The sequence below is a fragment of the Streptomyces violaceusniger Tu 4113 genome (genome assembly GCF_000147815.2).
Taxonomy (GTDB): Bacteria; Actinomycetota; Actinomycetes; order Streptomycetales; family Streptomycetaceae; genus Streptomyces; species Streptomyces violaceusniger_A.
The window spans coordinates 367720-385352 of sequence record NC_015957.1 but is presented as its reverse complement, the minus strand read 5'-3'; the positions used below and the strand labels follow the sequence as shown (position 1 = coordinate 385352).

General features: G+C 66.5%; 9 protein-coding genes and 3 rRNA genes. 6 read left to right on the top strand and 6 right to left on the bottom strand.

The genetic code is table 11. The features are described from left to right. Positions 1-2 precede the first annotated feature (2 nt). The 5 genes from STRVI_RS01720 to STRVI_RS53985 are packed head-to-tail and all read left to right on the top strand — an operon-like array spanning position 3 to position 5983. A complete protein-coding gene (locus tag STRVI_RS01720) occupies positions 3-1559 on the top strand; it encodes an SCO6880 family protein (RefSeq protein WP_043237672.1) in 1557 nt (518 codons plus the stop codon). Between the two features lie 37 nt (positions 1560-1596). After that, positions 1597-3003: an ATP-binding protein gene (locus tag STRVI_RS01715; protein ID WP_014053885.1), complete on the top strand. Its 1407-nt coding sequence runs from the start codon at positions 1597-1599 to the stop codon at positions 3001-3003. Position 3004: 1 nt separating this feature from the next. Next, entirely contained in the window at positions 3005-4885 is a 1881-nt protein-coding gene (locus STRVI_RS01710) for a type IV secretory system conjugative DNA transfer family protein (protein WP_014053884.1), read from the top strand. A gap of 52 nt (positions 4886-4937) precedes the next feature. Continuing rightward, positions 4938-5342, top strand: coding sequence for a helix-turn-helix domain-containing protein (locus STRVI_RS53990; protein ID WP_106685607.1), 405 nt, complete (start codon positions 4938-4940; stop codon positions 5340-5342). Next, positions 5312-5983, top strand: a complete 672-nt coding sequence (locus STRVI_RS53985; RefSeq protein ID WP_167543192.1) for an IS630 family transposase — start codon at positions 5312-5314, stop codon at positions 5981-5983. Before STRVI_RS53990 ends, STRVI_RS53985 begins: the two co-directional genes overlap by 31 nt. 236 nt (positions 5984-6219) lie before the next feature. Here STRVI_RS53985 and rrf read toward each other — a convergent pair. The 4 genes from rrf to STRVI_RS01685 form a co-directional block, all read right to left on the bottom strand. After that, positions 6220-6336: ribosomal RNA gene (gene rrf / locus STRVI_RS01700) — 5S ribosomal RNA — on the bottom strand. 94 nt (positions 6337-6430) lie between these two features. Next, a 23S ribosomal RNA gene (locus STRVI_RS01695) occupies positions 6431-9551 on the bottom strand. Positions 9552-9839: 288 nt separating this feature from the next. Further along, positions 9840-11366 (bottom strand): 16S ribosomal RNA (locus STRVI_RS01690). Together the 16S, 23S and 5S rRNA genes form the textbook arrangement of a ribosomal RNA operon. Positions 11367-11907: 541 nt before the next feature. Next, positions 11908-12459, bottom strand: a complete 552-nt coding sequence (locus STRVI_RS01685) for a MarR family winged helix-turn-helix transcriptional regulator (RefSeq protein WP_043237669.1) — start codon at positions 12457-12459, stop codon at positions 11908-11910. A gap of 160 nt (positions 12460-12619) precedes the next feature. On the opposite strand from STRVI_RS01685, the gene STRVI_RS01680 reads away from it, so the two are divergent. Further along, on the top strand, positions 12620-13933 hold the full coding sequence (locus STRVI_RS01680; protein ID WP_043235253.1) for an MFS transporter: 1314 nt from the start codon (positions 12620-12622) through the stop codon (positions 13931-13933). Between the two features lie 131 nt (positions 13934-14064). Here the strand turns inward: STRVI_RS01680 and STRVI_RS01675 are convergent, their stop codons facing one another. Together STRVI_RS01675 and STRVI_RS01670 are read right to left on the bottom strand one after the other, a co-directional pair. Continuing rightward, positions 14065-16008 carry an ATP-binding SpoIIE family protein phosphatase gene (locus STRVI_RS01675; RefSeq protein ID WP_014053881.1) on the bottom strand — a complete coding sequence of 648 codons (1944 nt, stop codon included), beginning with the start codon at positions 16006-16008 and terminating at the stop codon, positions 14065-14067. 235 nt (positions 16009-16243) lie between these two features. Further along, positions 16244-17599 (bottom strand): NAD(P)/FAD-dependent oxidoreductase, encoded by a 1356-nt coding sequence (locus STRVI_RS01670; protein ID WP_043235250.1) that lies wholly within the window; start codon positions 17597-17599, stop codon positions 16244-16246. Positions 17600-17633: the final 34 nt, after the last annotated feature.

Sequence of the window (17633 nt, the reverse complement as noted above, 5' to 3'; positions counted from 1 at the left end):
CGATCGACGCCCAGTCGCACCCCATCGCGCCCCGTCGTACGTATCTGATCGGGCGACCCCGCCCGAACGCGATCGTCGGCAAGAACCGCGAGACCGGCGAGATCGCACTGATCATCGGGGGAGCCTTCGTCGGAATGATGTGCGGCCTGCTGGTGCAGGTGCTGATGTTCCGCATCGTCGCGCTGGTCGGCTTCCCCACCCTCGCCCTCGCCGCCGTGTACATCCCGTACAACGGGCGGACGTTCTACCGGTGGTTCGAGATCAACCGCTCCTACAAGCGCAGCGTCCGTAAGGGCACCACCGCCTACCGCTCCGGCGCCGCGGAGGCCGGCACCCGCCTCGACGGCCGGGAGATCGAGGTCGGCCCGCCCCCCGGCATCGGCCGGATCAACTGGCTGGCGGCCCCCTTCGGCCCCGACGAGATCGCCGTGCTTCTGCACGCCGACCGCCGCACCGTCACCGCCGCCATCGAGATCGAGGGCCCCGGCGTCGGACTGCGCGACAGCGAGGACCAGGAAGCCCTCGTGGACCGGTTCGGCACCCTGCTCAAGCATGTGGCCAACGGCGACGGTTTCGTGACCCGACTGCAGATCCTGGCCCGCACCCTCCCCGCCGACCCCGACGCGCACGCCAAGGACGTCGAGCGGCGCGGCGACCACCAGACTCCCAACTGGCTCAAGGACTCCTACGACCAGCTGCAGTCCATGGTCTCCACCTCCTCCGAGCAGCACCGCGCCTATCTCGTCGCCTGCATGCACTACACCCGCGACCTCGCCGCCGAGGCCCAGGCCATCGCGCGCGCCACCCGCCACAGCGGCGCCGGCCGCCGCCTCGACAAGGACGCGGGCCTCGCCGTGGTGATGGCCCGTGAGCTCACCGACATCTGTGCCCGGCTCGCCGAGGCCGACATCCGGGTGCGGCAGCCCCTGGGGCAGGGGCGGCTGGCGTCGCTCGTCCACTCCATGTACGACCCGGACCACCCCATCGACCACATTCAGGCGATGACCAAGCGGAACGCCTGGCCCGCCGAGCTGGACGCCATGGAGCCCACCTACCTCCAGGCGAAGACGCGCGAGTCGAGCACCCGCGAGCCCTGGTGCCACTCCACGGCCTGGGTGAAGGAGTGGCCCATGACGCCGGTCGGGGTCAACTTCCTGGCCCCGCTGCTCGTCCACACCCCCGATGTCATCCGTACGGTCGCCGTCTGTATGGACCTCGAGCCCACCGAGGTCGCCATCGAGCGGATGCTCACCGAGAAGACCAACGACGAGGCCGAGGCCAGCCGCGCCGCGAAGATGAACCGCACCGTCGACCCGCGCGACATCGCCGCCCACGGCCGGCTGGACCAGCGCGGCGAGGATCTCGCCAGCGGCGCCGCGGGCGTCAACCTCGTCGGCTACATCACCGTGTCCTCCCGGTCCCCGGAGGCCCTCGCACGCGACAAGCGGACCATCCGGGCCTCGGCGGGGAAGAGCTATCTCAAGCTGGAGTGGTGCGACCGCGAGCATCACCGGGCCTTTGTGAACACGTTGCCGTTCGCGACCGGCATCCGCCGATAGAGACGACAGGGACGACAGGGACGATAGGGGCTTCGCAGTGGCCGATCCGATGAGCGCCGTCACCGATGCGTTCACCAGCTTTCTGTTCGGAAAGGTGGAGACGACGCGGCTGCCCGTGCGCACCTCCACCGGCCAGGCGCAGGCCGTCTATCTGCCCACCGCGGCCCCCGGCCTCGGCGACTCCGGCGTGATCATCGGTCGCGAGGTCTACTCCGGCAAGGGCTATATCTACGACCCCTTCCAGCTCTACGGCCAGCAGCTACCGGCCCCCCACTGGCTGGTGCTCGGCGAGTCCGGAAACGGAAAATCGGCCCTGGAGAAGACCTACGTCCTGCGCCAGCTGCGGTTCCGCGACCGCCAGGTGGTGGTGCTGGACGCCCAGGGCGAGGACGGGGTCGGCGAATGGAATCTCATCGCCCAGGAGCTGGGAATAACGCCTATCCGGCTCGACCCCATGTCGGCCCTGGACGGCGGTATCCGCCTTAACCCCCTGGACCCGGCGATCACCACGACCGGTCAGCTCGCCCTGCTCCGCACGATCATCGAGGTCGCGATGGGGCACGGGCTGGACGAGCGCTCCGGGTTCGCCCTGAAGGTCGCCCACGCCTACGTCAACGAGACCATCGTCGACCGCCAGCCGGTGCTGACCGACATCGTGGAGCAGCTGCGCCACCCCGAGGAGGATTCGGCGGCGGCGATGAACGTGGATAGAGACGACGTCCGGGCCTGGGGCCTCGATGTCGCCCTGGTGCTGGACCGGCTGGTCGACGGCGATCTGCGCGGTATGTTCGACGGCCCCACCACGGCCGGAATCGATCTGGACTCACCCCTGATCGTCTTCGACCTGTCCCATATCGATCGCAACTCGATCGCGATGCCGATCCTGATGGCCATCGTGGGCGTCTGGCTGGAGCACACCTGGATCCGTCCCGACCGTAAGAAGCGCATCTTCCTGGTCGAAGAGGCGTGGCACATCATCAACTCCCCCTTCGTCGCCCAGCTCTTCCAGCGGTTGCTGAAGTTCGGGCGACGGCTCGGCCTGTCCTTCGTCGCCGTCGTCCACCATCTCTCCGACGTGGTCGACGGCGCGGCGGCCCGGGAAGCCGCGGCCATCCTCAAGATGGCCTCCACACGGACGATCTACGCCCAGAAGGCGGACGAGGCACGGGCCACCGGCCGCGTCCTGGGCCTGCCCCGCTGGGCCGTCGAGATCATCCCGACGCTCTCCCCAGGTATCGCCGTATGGGACGTCAACGGCAACGTACAGGTCGTCAAACACCTGATCACCGAGGCCGAGCGGCCTCTGGTCTACACCGACCGGGCGATGACGGAGGACGGGCTGACCGTGCAGATGGCGGCCGAGGCAGAGGCCGAGGAGCAAGCCGCCGCGGCGGTCGAGGCGGAAACCTACGGCGGGCCGTCGTACGGATCCACGGTGGCGTGAGATGGCAGCGGGACAGAACCACGGCGGGCCCGCGGAGCACGGAAGACCTCCGTCCGCGGAAGGCGGCATTCCGGATGGTCTGCTGATCGGCGCCATCGGCCTCCTGCTGGGCACGCTCGGCCTGATGTGGTCGGCGACCGGGCTGGCCGGGCTCTTCGCCCGCGGCGCCTGGCCGGACAACCTGACCTTCATGCGGACACCGGTGGCGCTGCGCCATCTGGTGCAGGAGCCCCAGGACCTCGCGGCGGCATGGCCCGGCACTCCGAAGGACCAGTTGTCGGGGTACGGGCTGTTCTGGGGCGTCTTCATCAGTGAGCTGATGGTGCTGATCGTGCTGACGATCTTCGTGATCGGCACGCTGGCCCGCTACCGGACGGTCCGCATCCAGCGCCGCGCGGACCGCGCGGCCGCCCGCGCGGAGGCGATGGAGGCGAAACGACTCGGCCTTACGGGCGCGGGCGCCGCCAAGGACGGCTTCGGAACCGGCAACGGTACGAGGACGGAGCCGACCCCAGGCACCGAGGCGCCACCCCCGCCCGCACCCATCCCTGGAAACAGCCCAGCGGCTCCAGGAGCCGCCTCCGGCCCCGCCAGACCCTCTGAGGGCTCCTCGGCCTCCTGGCGCGAGAGCGCCGCTCCAGGCCACCCCGTCGGGCCCCCCGTACCGGCCCCGACCGAGGCGGTTCCCGGCAACGGCCTCGTCGCGCCCGTCGCGGGTCACCCCCACGAGGCCGAGGCCGTCGCCGCTCAGGCGGCCACCGGGACGGGCCACCAGCCGCATCCCCAGATCGCCGAGCAGAGAGCCCGCGCGCAGGGCGCCCCCACGGAGGGCGCGACCACACCGCCCGCCCAAGACGGTCTGTACGCCCCGCTCGGCACCGACCCGGTGTCCGCCCAGCCGCTCCCCACCCCCCGCACCGACCCGCTGACGGCGGCCGGCCTTCCCGACGGCGAGTTGGCCCAGTCCCGCGTCCTCTTCGGTGCCCAGCGCGGCGAGACCGCGGTCCACACCGTCCTGGAGGCCCTCGGCCCCGTTCTGGTGGTCACCAGCGATCCCGAGCTCTGGTCCACGACCAAGGACGCCCGCGCCAAGCTCGGCCCCACCCACGTCTTCGATCCGTCCCATCTGCTCGACACCCCCGCCCGGCTGCGCTGGAACCCGGCGTCGGACTGCGGCTCCCGCGATATCGCGGCCGCCCGCGCCACCGCCCTCCTCGCCCCCGTAAGGCCCATGCACGCGATGGACCGGCCCATGGCGGAAGCCGCGGAGACGATGCTCCGCTGCTGGCTGCACGCCGCCGCGGTGGACGGCCGGCCCTTCCGCCATGTGCACCGCTGGGCGCAGGGCAGCTCGGCCCACGAGCCCGTGAAGATCCTCCGTACGCATCCCAAGGCGGCGGGCGGCGCGGCCGGCGAGCTGGAGGCCGCGCTCACCGCGCACCGTGAACGCCGCGATATGGCCCAGGAGCTGACCGCCCGTGCCCTCGGCGCGCTGTCCTCGATCCACATCCGGGACGCCTGCAATCCGGGCCGCGCCGACACGCTCGCACTGGAGTCATTCGTCGCCGAAGGGGGAACGCTGTATCTGATGGGTGAGTCCATCGAGGACCCCCGAACCCATCCGGGTGCGATGCCCCTCTTGACCGCACTCGCCTCAGACGTGGTCGAGCACGGCCGGCGCATGGCCGAACGGTCATCCTCCGGTCGGCTCGACCCACCACTGACCCTCGTCCTGGACGACGTCGCCGCCGTGGCCCCGCTCCCGGCGCTCCCCGATCTCCTCACCCAGGGCGCGGCCCAGGGCCTGCCCACACTGGCCCTGATGCGCTCCCAGGAACAAGCACGAGCCCGCTGGCCCCACCGCTCCCTGGTCGGCCAGTAGCCAGTCGGGCTATTGATCCGAAACGCTTTGGGTTCGGGCTCGTTGACGGTGTGTGAGTGATCTGGTGGGGGACGCGCGGACCTGGTCGCCGGACGCGCAAGAGGCCGTGCGGTTGCTGGCGGTATCCGCGCTGGTGGAGGGCCGGGACCGGGTAGAGGTTGCCGCCTTGTTCAAGGTGTCGGTCAGGGCGGTGGACAACTGGTGGGCGAGGTGGCGGGCCGGCGGACGGGACGCGCTGCTGTCGCGTCCTCGAGGCCGTTGTGCGGGTGAGCATCAGGTCCTGTCCGAGGCCGAGCAGGCCGCCGTGCGGCAGGCTGTCCTCGATCACACTCCCTCCGGCCTGGGGCTTTCCGGTCAGCTGTGGACGCGGGGCCAGATAGGCCGACTGATCTTCAAACTGTACGGGGTCCGCTTCACCGAGCCGGGGTGGGCAAGTACCTCAAGCGCTGGGGGCTGACCTTCCAGCGACCGGACAAGCGAGCCATCGAGCAGGATGCGGAAGGGGTCCGGACCTGGCAGGAGGAGACCTGGCCGGCGATCCGGGCCCGGGCGAAGGCCGAGAGGGGCGAGATCCTGTTCGCTGACCAGGTCGGGATCCGCTCGGACCAGGTCACCGGCCGTACCTGGGGCGCCAAGGGGCAGACTCCGGTGGTCCGCCGAACCGGGAACCGGTTCTCCGTGAACGCGATGTCCGCGATCAGCACCAAGGGCCGGATGCACTTCATGGTCTTCACCGAGTCGTTCGACGCGACGGTCATGTGCCGCTTCCTCGCCAGGCTCGTCGGGCACTTCGGCCGGAAGGTCCACCTGATCGTCGACCGGCACTCGGCCCACCGTTCGAAGGCCGTCCGGGCCTGGCTCGCCGACCACGAGGAGAAGATCGAGCTGCACTTCCTGCCCTCGTACTCACCCGAGCTGAACCCGGACGAGCTGGTCAACGCCGACCTCAAGCGCAGCCTTCCCCACAGCCACCGGGCCAGGAACCAGACCGAACTCGCCAGCGAAACCCGCAGGTTCTTCCACCGCCGACAACGCCAGCCCCATGTCATCACCGGCTACTTCAAAGCCCCGCACGTCCGCTACATCATCGACGAGTGAACCCCATGAGTTTCTGATCAATAGCTGGGACGGACGCCGCGGCAGAGGCTCCCGGTCAGCCGTCCCCAGGACGCGGACGCGAGGCCGCCGGGGCACACCGTCCGATGGTGCTTACCGGAGCCTCTCTTTCGTGTCCTTCGTGTCAAGGCGGGGACGGATATCGCGGCGAGTGACGAGGCGAACGCAAAAAAGCCTCGGTCCCGAGCACTAAGTGCTCGGGACCGAGGCTAAAGATTGTTCGGCGGCGTCCTACTCTCCCACAGGGTCCCCCCTGCAGTACCATCGGCGCTGAAAGGCTTAGCTTCCGGGTTCGAAATGTAACCGGGCGTTTCCCTAACGCTATGACCACCGAAACACTATAAAGCTGAACCGGAACCACACCCCAAACAAGAGGGGGGTTCAATACGGTTCGTTGCTTCAGAACCAACACAGTGGACGCGAGCACCTGAGGACAAGCCCTCGGCCTATTAGTACCAGTCAACTCCGCCGGTTACCCGGCTTCCATATCTGGCCTATCAACCCAGTCGTCTACTGGGAGCCTTAACCCATCAAGTGGGTGGGAGTCCTCATCTCGAAGCAGGCTTCCCGCTTAGATGCTTTCAGCGGTTATCCCTCCCGAACGTAGCCAACCAGCCATGCCCTTGGCAGGACAACTGGCACACCAGAGGTTCGTCCGTCCCGGTCCTCTCGTACTAGGGACAGCCCTTCTCAAGACTCCTACGCGCACAGCGGATAGGGACCGAACTGTCTCACGACGTTCTAAACCCAGCTCGCGTACCGCTTTAATGGGCGAACAGCCCAACCCTTGGGACCGACTCCAGCCCCAGGATGCGACGAGCCGACATCGAGGTGCCAAACCATCCCGTCGATATGGACTCTTGGGGAAGATCAGCCTGTTATCCCCGGGGTACCTTTTATCCGTTGAGCGACGGCGCTTCCACAAGCCACCGCCGGATCACTAGTCCCGACTTTCGTCCCTGCTCGACCCGTCGGTCTCACAGTCAAGCTCCCTTGTGCACTTACACTCAACACCTGATTGCCAACCAGGCTGAGGGAACCTTTGGGCGCCTCCGTTACCCTTTAGGAGGCAACCGCCCCAGTTAAACTACCCACCAGACACTGTCCCTGATCCGGATCACGGACCCAGGTTAGACATCCAGCACGACCAGAGTGGTATTTCAACAATGACTCCCCCTGAACTGGCGTCCAGAGTTCACAGTCTCCCACCTATCCTACACAAGCCGAACCGAACACCAATATCAAGCTATAGTAAAGGTCCCGGGGTCTTTCCGTCCTGCTGCGCGAAACGAGCATCTTTACTCGTAGTGCAATTTCACCGGGCCTATGGTTGAGACAGTCGAGAAGTCGTTACGCCATTCGTGCAGGTCGGAACTTACCCGACAAGGAATTTCGCTACCTTAGGATGGTTATAGTTACCACCGCCGTTTACTGGCGCTTAAGTTCTCAGCTTCGCCACACCGAAATGTGACTAACCGGTCCCCTTAACGTTCCAGCACCGGGCAGGCGTCAGTCCGTATACATCGCCTTACGGCTTCGCACGGACCTGTGTTTTTAGTAAACAGTCGCTTCTCGCTGGTCTCTGCGGCCACCACCGGCTCACACCGCAAGGGTGATCACCAACAATGGCCCCCCTTCTCCCGAAGTTACGGGGGCATTTTGCCGAGTTCCTTAACCATAGTTCACCCGAACGCCTCGGTATTCTCTACCTGACCACCTGAGTCGGTTTAGGGTACGGGCCGCCATGAAACTCGCTAGAGGCTTTTCTCGACAGCATAGGATCATCCACTTCACCACAATCGGCTCGGCATCAGGTCTCACCCACATGAGGGACGGATTTACCTACCCCTCGGGCTACACCCTTACCCCGGGACAACCACCGCCCGGGCTGGACTACCTTCCTGCGTCACCCCATCACTCACCTACTACAGGTCTGGACCGTCGGCTCCACCACTCCCCTTTGCCCGAAGGCTCCAGGGCGGCTTCACGGACTTAGCATCGCCTGGTTCGACGTTGACGCTTCAAAGCGGGTACCGGAATATCAACCGGTTGTCCATCGACTACGCCTGTCGGCCTCGCCTTAGGTCCCGACTTACCCTGGGCAGATCAGCTTGACCCAGGAACCCTTAGTCAATCGGCGCACACGTTTCCCACGTGTGTATCGCTACTCATGCCTGCATTCTCACTCGTGAACCATCCACAACTCGCTTACACGGCTGCTTCACCCGGCACACGACGCTCCCCTACCCATCACAGCCCCCGTTGGGGGTAATGCTGCAATGACACGACTTCGGCGGTACGCTTGAGCCCCGCTACATTGTCGGCGCGGAATCACTTGACCAGTGAGCTATTACGCACTCTTTCAAGGATGGCTGCTTCTAAGCCAACCTCCTGGTTGTCTCTGCGACTCCACATCCTTTCCCACTTAGCGTACGCTTAGGGGCCTTAGTCGATGCTCTGGGCTGTTTCCCTCTCGACCATGGAGCTTATCCCCCACAGTCTCACTGCCGCGCTCTCACTTACCGGCATTCGGAGTTTGGCTAAGGTCAGTAACCCGGTAGGGCCCATCGCCTATCCAGTGCTCTACCTCCGGCAAGAAACACACGACGCTGCACCTAAATGCATTTCGGGGAGAACCAGCTATCACGGAGTTTGATTGGCCTTTCACCCCTAACCACAGGTCATCCCCCAGGTTTTCAACCCTGGTGGGTTCGGTCCTCCACGAAGTCTTACCTCCGCTTCAACCTGCCCATGGCTAGATCACTCCGCTTCGGGTCTTGAGCGCGCTACTATACCGCCCTATTCGGACTCGCTTTCGCTACGGCTTCCCCACACGGGTTAACCTCGCAACACACCGCAAACTCGCAGGCTCATTCTTCAAAAGGCACGCAGGTCACGACGCAGAGACGAATCCCTGCGCGACGCTCCCACGGCTTGTAGGCACACGGTTTCAGGTACTATTTCACTCCGCTCCCGCGGTACTTTTCACCATTCCCTCACGGTACTATCCGCTATCGGTCACCAGGGAATATTTAGGCTTAGCGGGTGGTCCCGCCAGATTCACACGGGATTTCTCGGGCCCCGTGCTACTTGGGAGATGAGCAAGCAAGCCATCACAATTTCAGCTACGGGGGTCTTACCCTCTTTGTCCGGACCTTTCGCATGTCCTTCGCCTATCGCAATGGTTTCTAACTCGCCCAGTCGCCGGCAGACGACTGAAGCTCATTCCCACAACCCCGCATGCGCAACCCCTGCCGGGTATCACACACATACGGTTTAGCCTCATCCGGTTTCGCTCGCCACTACTCCCGGAATCACGGTTGTTTTCTCTTCCTGCGGGTACTGAGATGTTTCACTTCCCCGCGTTCCCTCCACATACCCTATGTGTTCAGGTATGGGTGACAGCCCATGACGACTGCCGGGTTTCCCCATTCGGACACCCCCGGATCAAAGCTCGGTTGACAGCTCCCCGGGGCCTATCGCGGCCTCCCACGTCCTTCATCGGTTCCTGGTACCAAGGCATCCACCGTGCGCCCTTAAAAACTTGGCCACAGATGCTCGCGTCCACTGTGCAGTTCTCAAACAACGACCCGTACCCCGTCACCCACACCCATTGATGTGGTTCACCGGGACCGGCCGAAGGAACAAGCAAAAATTTGCCCGTACCCTCAGACACCCAACAGCGTGCCCGGCACCGTCCTCTGATCCGATCCGCGTTCCACGCCCCGGAGGGCAGTACTAGCGGTCTTCACATGAAGGACCGTGCCGAATAGTCAACGTTCCACCCATGAGCAAACCGTGCGAGACATGCGCTCGCAGTCGGCTATGTGCTCCTTAGAAAGGAGGTGATCCAGCCGCACCTTCCGGTACGGCTACCTTGTTACGACTTCGTCCCAATCGCCAGTCCCACCTTCGACGGCTCCCCCCCACAAGGGTTGGGCCACCGGCTTCGGGTGTTACCGACTTTCGTGACGTGACGGGCGGTGTGTACAAGGCCCGGGAACGTATTCACCGCAGCAATGCTGATCTGCGATTACTAGCGACTCCGACTTCATGGGGTCGAGTTGCAGACCCCAATCCGAACTGAGACCGGCTTTTTGAGATTCGCTCCACCTCACGGCTTCGCAGCTCATTGTACCGGCCATTGTAGCACGTGTGCAGCCCAAGACATAAGGGGCATGATGACTTGACGTCGTCCCCACCTTCCTCCGAGTTGACCCCGGCAGTCTCCTGTGAGTCCCCATCACCCCGAAAGGCATGCTGGCAACACAGAACAAGGGTTGCGCTCGTTGCGGGACTTAACCCAACATCTCACGACACGAGCTGACGACAGCCATGCACCACCTGTACACCGACCACAAGGGGGCACCCATCTCTGGATGTTTCCGGTGTATGTCAAGCCTTGGTAAGGTTCTTCGCGTTGCGTCGAATTAAGCCACATGCTCCGCCGCTTGTGCGGGCCCCCGTCAATTCCTTTGAGTTTTAGCCTTGCGGCCGTACTCCCCAGGCGGGGAACTTAATGCGTTAGCTGCGGCGCGGACGACGTGGAATGTCGCCCACACCTAGTTCCCAACGTTTACGGCGTGGACTACCAGGGTATCTAATCCTGTTCGCTCCCCACGCTTTCGCTCCTCAGCGTCAGTATCGGCCCAGAGATCCGCCTTCGCCACCGGTGTTCCTCCTGATATCTGCGCATTTCACCGCTACACCAGGAATTCCGATCTCCCTACCGAACTCTAGCCTGCCCGTATCGAATGCAGACCCGGAGTTAAGCCCCGGGCTTTCACATCCGACGTGACAAGCCGCCTACGAGCTCTTTACGCCCAATAATTCCGGACAACGCTTGCGCCCTACGTATTACCGCGGCTGCTGGCACGTAGTTAGCCGGCGCTTCTTCTGCAGGTACCGTCACTCTCGCTTCTTCCCTGCTGAAAGAGGTTTACAACCCGAAGGCCGTCATCCCTCACGCGGCGTCGCTGCATCAGGCTTTCGCCCATTGTGCAATATTCCCCACTGCTGCCTCCCGTAGGAGTCTGGGCCGTGTCTCAGTCCCAGTGTGGCCGGTCGCCCTCTCAGGCCGGCTACCCGTCGTCGCCTTGGTAGGCCATCACCCCACCAACAAGCTGATAGGCCGCGGGCTCATCCTGCACCGCCGGAGCTTTCCACACGCATCCCATGCGGGAGCGTGTCATATCCGGTATTAGACCCCGTTTCCAGGGCTTGTCCCAGAGTGCAGGGCAGATTGCCCACGTGTTACTCACCCGTTCGCCACTAATCCCCGGCCGAAACCGGTTCATCGTTCGACTTGCATGTGTTAAGCACGCCGCCAGCGTTCGTCCTGAGCCAGGATCAAACTCTCCGTGAATGCTTCCGGGATATCCCGGTCACACAGTCACGAGAGCGGAGCAGACCGGAGGAATAATCCAGTCCGCCCACAGCGTCCTCGCTGTGTATTTTTCCAAAGGAACCTCGTCCGAGATGGACGGGGTATCAACATATCTGGCGTTGACTTTTGGCACGCTGTTGAGTTCTCAAGGAACGGACGCTTCCTTTGAAACCGTTTCACCGGTCTCTCCGGGCGCTTCCCTTCGGTGTTTCCAACCTTACCAGATCCGTTTTCCGTTCCGTTTCCGGTCCGAATTCCGTTTCCGGCCCCCTGCTGGAGCGGGGTCTTTCGCGCCTTCCGGCGTGATCACTACTTTAGCGGATTCCCCCGGAAGCTCATAATCGAGCTTCCCGATCCGAATTCCGGCATGCCGAAATCCATCCCGATGAGGGACCGTGCAGAAGTGGTTTGCCGCCGGTGCGGCTCAAGTGCCGACCAGGGAACCGTTACGGCTCCGTGGCAGCTCGGAGTACATTACGGATCGCCCGGACCCGTGTCAACACGGCCTAGGCCGAATGCCTCAGTCGAGGTTGCTCAGGCGCCCCTCGGCGTCGGGCTGGGCCTCCTCCACCCGGCGCAGCACGCGGGTGAGCATCGCGCCGAGGGCTCCGCGCTCCTCGCTGGAGAGGTCCTGGAGAAGGTCCGTCTCGAAGATCGTGGCCTGGCGCATGGCCTCCAGCCACTTCTCCCGGCCGTCGGGGGTCAGCTCGACGATGACGCGGACCCGGTTGTCGGCATCACGCTCACGGGTGACCAGTCCCTCGTTGACCATGCGGTCGATGCGGTGGGTCATCGCGGCGGGGGTGAGGCCCAGCCGCTTGGCCAGGTCTCCGGGGCCCAGACGGTAGGGAGCCCCCGACAGGACGAGCGCCTTGAGGACCTCCCACTCGGAGTTGCTGATCCCCAGCCTGGCCGACTGACGGCCGTATGCAACGTGCATGCGCCGGGTGAGCCGACTGAGCGCACTGACGACCTGCTCCACCTGAGGGTCCAGGTCCTGGAACTCGCGCTGATAGGCCGCGATCTGCTCCTCGAGGCTCAGCAGGTCGTCCGCATCGGGGGTCTCCGCCATGGTGAACAGCATGACACGAAAGTCATTGGCGCTGAAGTCCTTCGTTCTGTACTCTTAAGCATTGAAGTTTAGGTTCGAAGTCTTCAGATGTCGATCCTCCGGGCTGACCCGCAGGTCAGGCCCGTTCTCTCTTGACCCTTCTCGACCTAGGTAGGTGAGTGTGACCACCGCGATGGGCGCAGCGCTGCGCCGTATCCAGCTGGGCAACGCGCTGAGCGCGTTCGGCAACGGCTTCACGGTCCCGTTCCTCTTCGTCTATGTGGCGCAGGTGCGGGATCTCGGTGCGAACACTGCGGGCGTGGTGCTCGCGACGTTCGCCGTGGCCGCGCTTGCCGTGCTGCCCTTCGTCGGTCGGGTGATCGACCGGCGGGGGCCGCTGTCCGTTGCCGTCGCGGGCGCGGTCGCCGCCGCTGTCGGATCGATGGGGCTCGGGCTGGCGGCGAGCGAGCCGCTGGTCATCGCCTCGGCCGGAGTGCTGGGCGCGGGCATCGCGGCCATACAGCCCGCGTTGGCCACGCTGATCGTCTGGTGTTCGACGCCGATCACCCGGTCGCGGGCCTTCGCCACCCAGTTCTTCCTCGGCAATCTGGGCCTCGGCGTGGGCGGGCTGCTCGGCGGGCTGCTGGTGGACACCTCCGCAGCCTCGAGCTTTGTGCGGCTCTTCGCGATCGACGCGGTGATGTTCCTGGTGCTCGGCGCCGCGGTCGCGACCGTAAGGCTGGCGAAGACACCGGTGTTCGACGACCCGGTGCCGACCGCCGATGAGCACCTCGGTGGGGCCGGCGGCGGCTGGCGTTCGCTGCTCGGCGATCGAGCCATGGTGCAGCTGTGTGTGCTGGGCTTCGTGATGTTCTTCGCCTGCTACGGCCAGTTCGAGTCCGGGCTGTCGGCGTTCGCGGTGGATGTCGCCCGGATATCGCCGTCGATGCTGGGCGTCGCCCTGGCCGCGAACACGGCGGCGATCGTGCTGGCGCAGTTCGTCGTGCTCAAGCTGGTCGAGCGGCGGCGTCGCAGCCGAGTGATCGCGCTGGTCGGGCTGGTCTGGACGGTGGCGTGGTGCGTCGCCGGGTCCGCCGGGCTGGTGCCCGGGAGCCAGGCCGTCGGCATCACGGCGATCGTCTCGGCGTACGCGCTGTTCGGGATCGGTGAGGCGATGCTGTCGCCGACCGTCGCGCCGCTGGTCGCCGATCTGGCGCCGTCGTCGGCACTAGGTCAGTACAACTCGGCGTTTGCGCTGGTCAAGCAGCTTGCCCTGGCGGTGGGTCCGGCAGTCGGCGGGCTGATGGCCGGTGCCGGGCTGTACGGGACGTACGTCGTGACGCTGATCGTCTGCTCGCTCGGCATCACCGCGCTCGCGCTGCGGCTCGGCAAGTGGCTCACGGCCGAGCAGGACAATCCGCTGCGGGCGGTCGCCGGTGCCGCGGTGCCCGCGCCGCGGGCGGCCGTCTCGGACGAGGTGACCACCGCGGCCTGACCCACCGGGCCATTCCACCATCGCCCTGGCGCGGCGAAGGAGCCAGTCGGCTCCGCCGTGCCAGGGCGATGTGCCTGTTCGGGGTCAGCCCTGCCCTCGTCGGACCAGTGCCGCCGGGACCCTTTGTGGAGCTAGCCCGTCGGCAGGGCGAATTCGCACCACACCGCTTTGCCGCCGCCCGGTGTGCGGCGTGAGCCCCAGGAGGAGGCGATGGTCGCGACGATCGAAATACCGCGTCCGGCCTCGTCCACCGGTTCGGCCCGGCGGCGACGCGGCAGATGCTCATCGCCGTCCGTCACCTCGATGATCAGGCGGCGGTCGGTGCGGCGCAGCCGCAGCCGCATGGGCGGTGTGCCGTGCTGGAGGGAGTTGGCGACGAGCTCGCTGGCAGCGAGCACGCCGAGATCGCGCAGTTCCATGGGGAAGCGCCAGCTGGCGAGTACCCCGGAGGCGAAGGCCCGGGCGCGCGGTGCGGCTTCCACTCCGCCGAGGAGCTCCAGCGCGGCGTTGTGGAAGAGCTCGGCGTCATGCCCCGTACGGGCGGGGTGCTGGAGGACCAGCACCGCCACATCGTCGTCGTGCTCCGCGGTGATGCCCAGGGCCCTGATGAGGCGGTCGCACATCACCTGGGGCGAGCCGGTCGCGCCCGCGAAGACGCGCTCGAGCGCGGCCACACCGTCGTAGATGTCCTTGTCCCGCCGCTCCACCAGGCCGTCGGTGTAGAGGACCGCGCTGGCGCCGGGGCCGAGCGGGACCGAGCCGGTGGTGTGCACCCAGCCGCCGGTGCCGAGCGGAGGGCCGGTGGGCTCGGAGGCGCGGCGAACGGTGCCGTCCGGGTCGCGGACCAGGATCGGCAGATGGCCCGCGGAGGCGTAGACGAGGCGGTTCTCGTTGGGGTCGTGGACGGCGTAGACGCAGGTGGCGATCTGGTGGGGGTCGATCTCGGCGGCCAGGCCGTCGAGGAGCTGCAGGACCTCGTGCGGCGGGAGGTCGAGCCGGGCGTAGGCCCGGACGGCGGTGCGCAGCTGGCCCATGACGGCGGCGGCGCGCACACCGCGGCCCATGACGTCGCCGATGACGAGGGCGGTGCGGCCGGCGCCCAGGGTGATGACGTCGTACCAGTCGCCGCCCACCGCCGCGTCCGTGCCGCCGGGCTGATAGGTGGCGGCGACCCGCAGATCGTCGGGCTGCTCCAGCTCCTGGGGGAGGAGGCTGCGCTGGAGGGTGACGGCGGCCTCGCGCTGGAGGCGCTCGCCGGCGCGCAGCCGCTCGGCGGATTCGACCTGGTCGGTGACGTCGGCGCCGAAGACGAGCACGCCGCGGACCGGCTCGGTGACCGTGCTGGTGGCGGTGGCCTCAGTGGCGACCGCTTCCGGCATGACGCCCTTACGGAGGGCGGCTTCCCGGATCGAGCCGTCCATCGGCGATCCATCCACCGGAGCTCCGTCCACGGCCCCCTCCCCCGCCCGCTCGTCTGCCGGCTGCGCGGGGGCGACGATCCTGGGCGCGGCCATCTCGATCGGGGAGCAGGTGAAGGTGTAGTAGCCGTGGCGCGATCGGCCGGGGCCGGGGGCCGCGCCCTCCTGTCGCGGCCCGGGTGTGGTCGCCGGGCCGCCCGCGGGCACGCGCCGGGACTTGACCGTACGGGGCTTGCCGCTGCGCAGGACCTGGTCCATGAGCGGCAGCAGCCCCAGCTCCGTCAGCTCGGGCAGGGCCTGGCGGGCGGGCGTGCCGGGGGCCCGGGAGCCGAAGAGCTCGACATAGGTGTCGTTGAGGTAGGCGATGCGGTGCTCGGGGCCGTAGACCACCGCGACCAGCGCCGGCACCTGGCCGAGGAGGTCGTGGACGGACAGCCCGTCGAGGGTCGGGACGGCTGCGGGAACGGCGGCGTCGGAGGGGGCGTCAGCGGGAGGCTCGCCGCGCCCTGAGGGGTCGGCGCGCTCGCCCCGGGCCGCCGGGACGGAGCCGCCGCTCGCGGTGGCCGCGGGCTTCGGCCGCCGCGCACCGCGGTCTGCCCGGGCGGCGTTGCGTCGCTGGGTTCGGGGGAGCCGGGCGCTCCAGCGCGTGAAGTTCACTGCGGATTACCTCGTGGGGTGGTGGCTGAGCTGCGCGCCGGAGCGGGATCGGGGAGAGGGGTGCGGGTACGGGGGACGGCCCCCAGGGGAATGCAGCAAACTTCCGAATCCTCGCGATTGTCACTCTTTGCAGATACGAGCCCACCCATGGTCACACGACCAGTGTGGCCGACCGGACTGACATCCGTGAGACGCCGATCGTGGGAGGGGAGTTCCCGGCTCCGCCCCGATCGGCTCAACTGGACTCGGGATGGCGACCGGTGTCCGCGGCGAGTTTGAACTCGGCGCGCGGGTTCTCCAGCGAGCCCAGCGAGACGATCTCGCGTTTGAACAGCCCCGACAGGATCCACTCGGCCAGCACGCGCGCCTTACGGTTGAACGTCGGCACCCGGCTGAGGTGGTAGGCACGGTGCATGAACCATGCAGGGTAGCCCTTCAACTTGCGCCCGTAGATATGGGCGACGCCTCTGTGGAGTCCCAGGGAGGCCACGGAGCCCGCGTACTTGTGCGCGTACTCGGTGAGCGGCCGGCCGGCGAGCGAGGCGGCCACGTTCTCCGCGAGGACCTTGGACTGGCGGACGGCGTGCTGTGCGTTGGGGGCGCACTCCGCACCGGGCCGGTCGGCCGTGCGGTCGGGGACCGACGCGGCGTCCCCGGCCGACCAGGCATGCTCCACGCCCTCCACCTGGAGCGCCGCGGTGCATTTGAGCCGGCCGCGTTCGTTCAGCGGCAGATCGGTGGCGGCGAGGATCGGGTGCGGTTTGACGCCCGCGGTCCACACGAGCGTGCGGGTGGGGAAGCGTGAGCCGTCACTCAGTGCGGCGATCCGGTCGGCGCAGGAGTCCAGACGGGTCTCCAGCCGCACGTCGATATTGCGGCCGCGCAACTCCCGGACGGCGTACTTGCCCATCTCCTCGCCGACCTCCGGGAGGATCCGGTTGGTGGCCTCCACAAGGATCCACTTCAGATCCTCGGGGGCGATGTTGTGGTAGTAGCGGACGGCGTACCGGGCCATGTCCTCCAGCTCGCCGAGCGCCTCGACGCCCGCGTAACCGCCGCCGACGAAGACGAAGGTCAGCGCCGCGTCGCGGACCTCGGGGTCCCGGGTCGAGGAGGCGATGTCCAGTTGGCCGAGGACATGGTTGCGCAGGCCGATGGCCTCCTCGACGGTCTTGAAGCCGATGCCGAACTCGGCGAGGCCGGGGACCGGGAGGGCGCGGGAGACGGATCCGGGGGCCAGCACCAGCTCGTCGTAGTGGATGTCGACCGTGCCGGTGCGCTCTTCCTCCGTGGCGAGCGTTCTCACGGTCGCGGTGCGTTTGCCGTGGTGGATCGCGGTGGCCTCGCCAATGATGACCGTGCAGTCGGGCAGGACCCGCCGCAACGGCACGACGACATGGCGCGGTGAGATCGATCCGGCCGCCGCCTCGGGCAGGAAAGGCTGATAGGTCATATACGGCTCTGGGTCGACCACGATGACCTGCACGCCGCCGTGTCTCAGCTCTCGCTTCAGCTTTCGCTGGAGGCGCAGCGCGGCGTACATCCCGACGTAGCCACCACCGACAACGAGAATGCGCGCGGGTTCCTTCACCCTCCCATGAGGCACGCGCGACCGCGGTTTGTCC

Excerpts from the sequence above, each read along its gene's own strand:
- STRVI_RS01710 (WP_014053884.1), top strand. The coding sequence starts at position 3,005 with ATGGCAGCGGGACAGAACCACGGCGGGCCCGCGGAGCACGGAAGACCT.
- STRVI_RS01685 (WP_043237669.1), bottom strand. The coding sequence starts at position 12,459 with ATGGCGGAGACCCCCGATGCGGACGACCTGCTGAGCCTCGAGGAGCAG.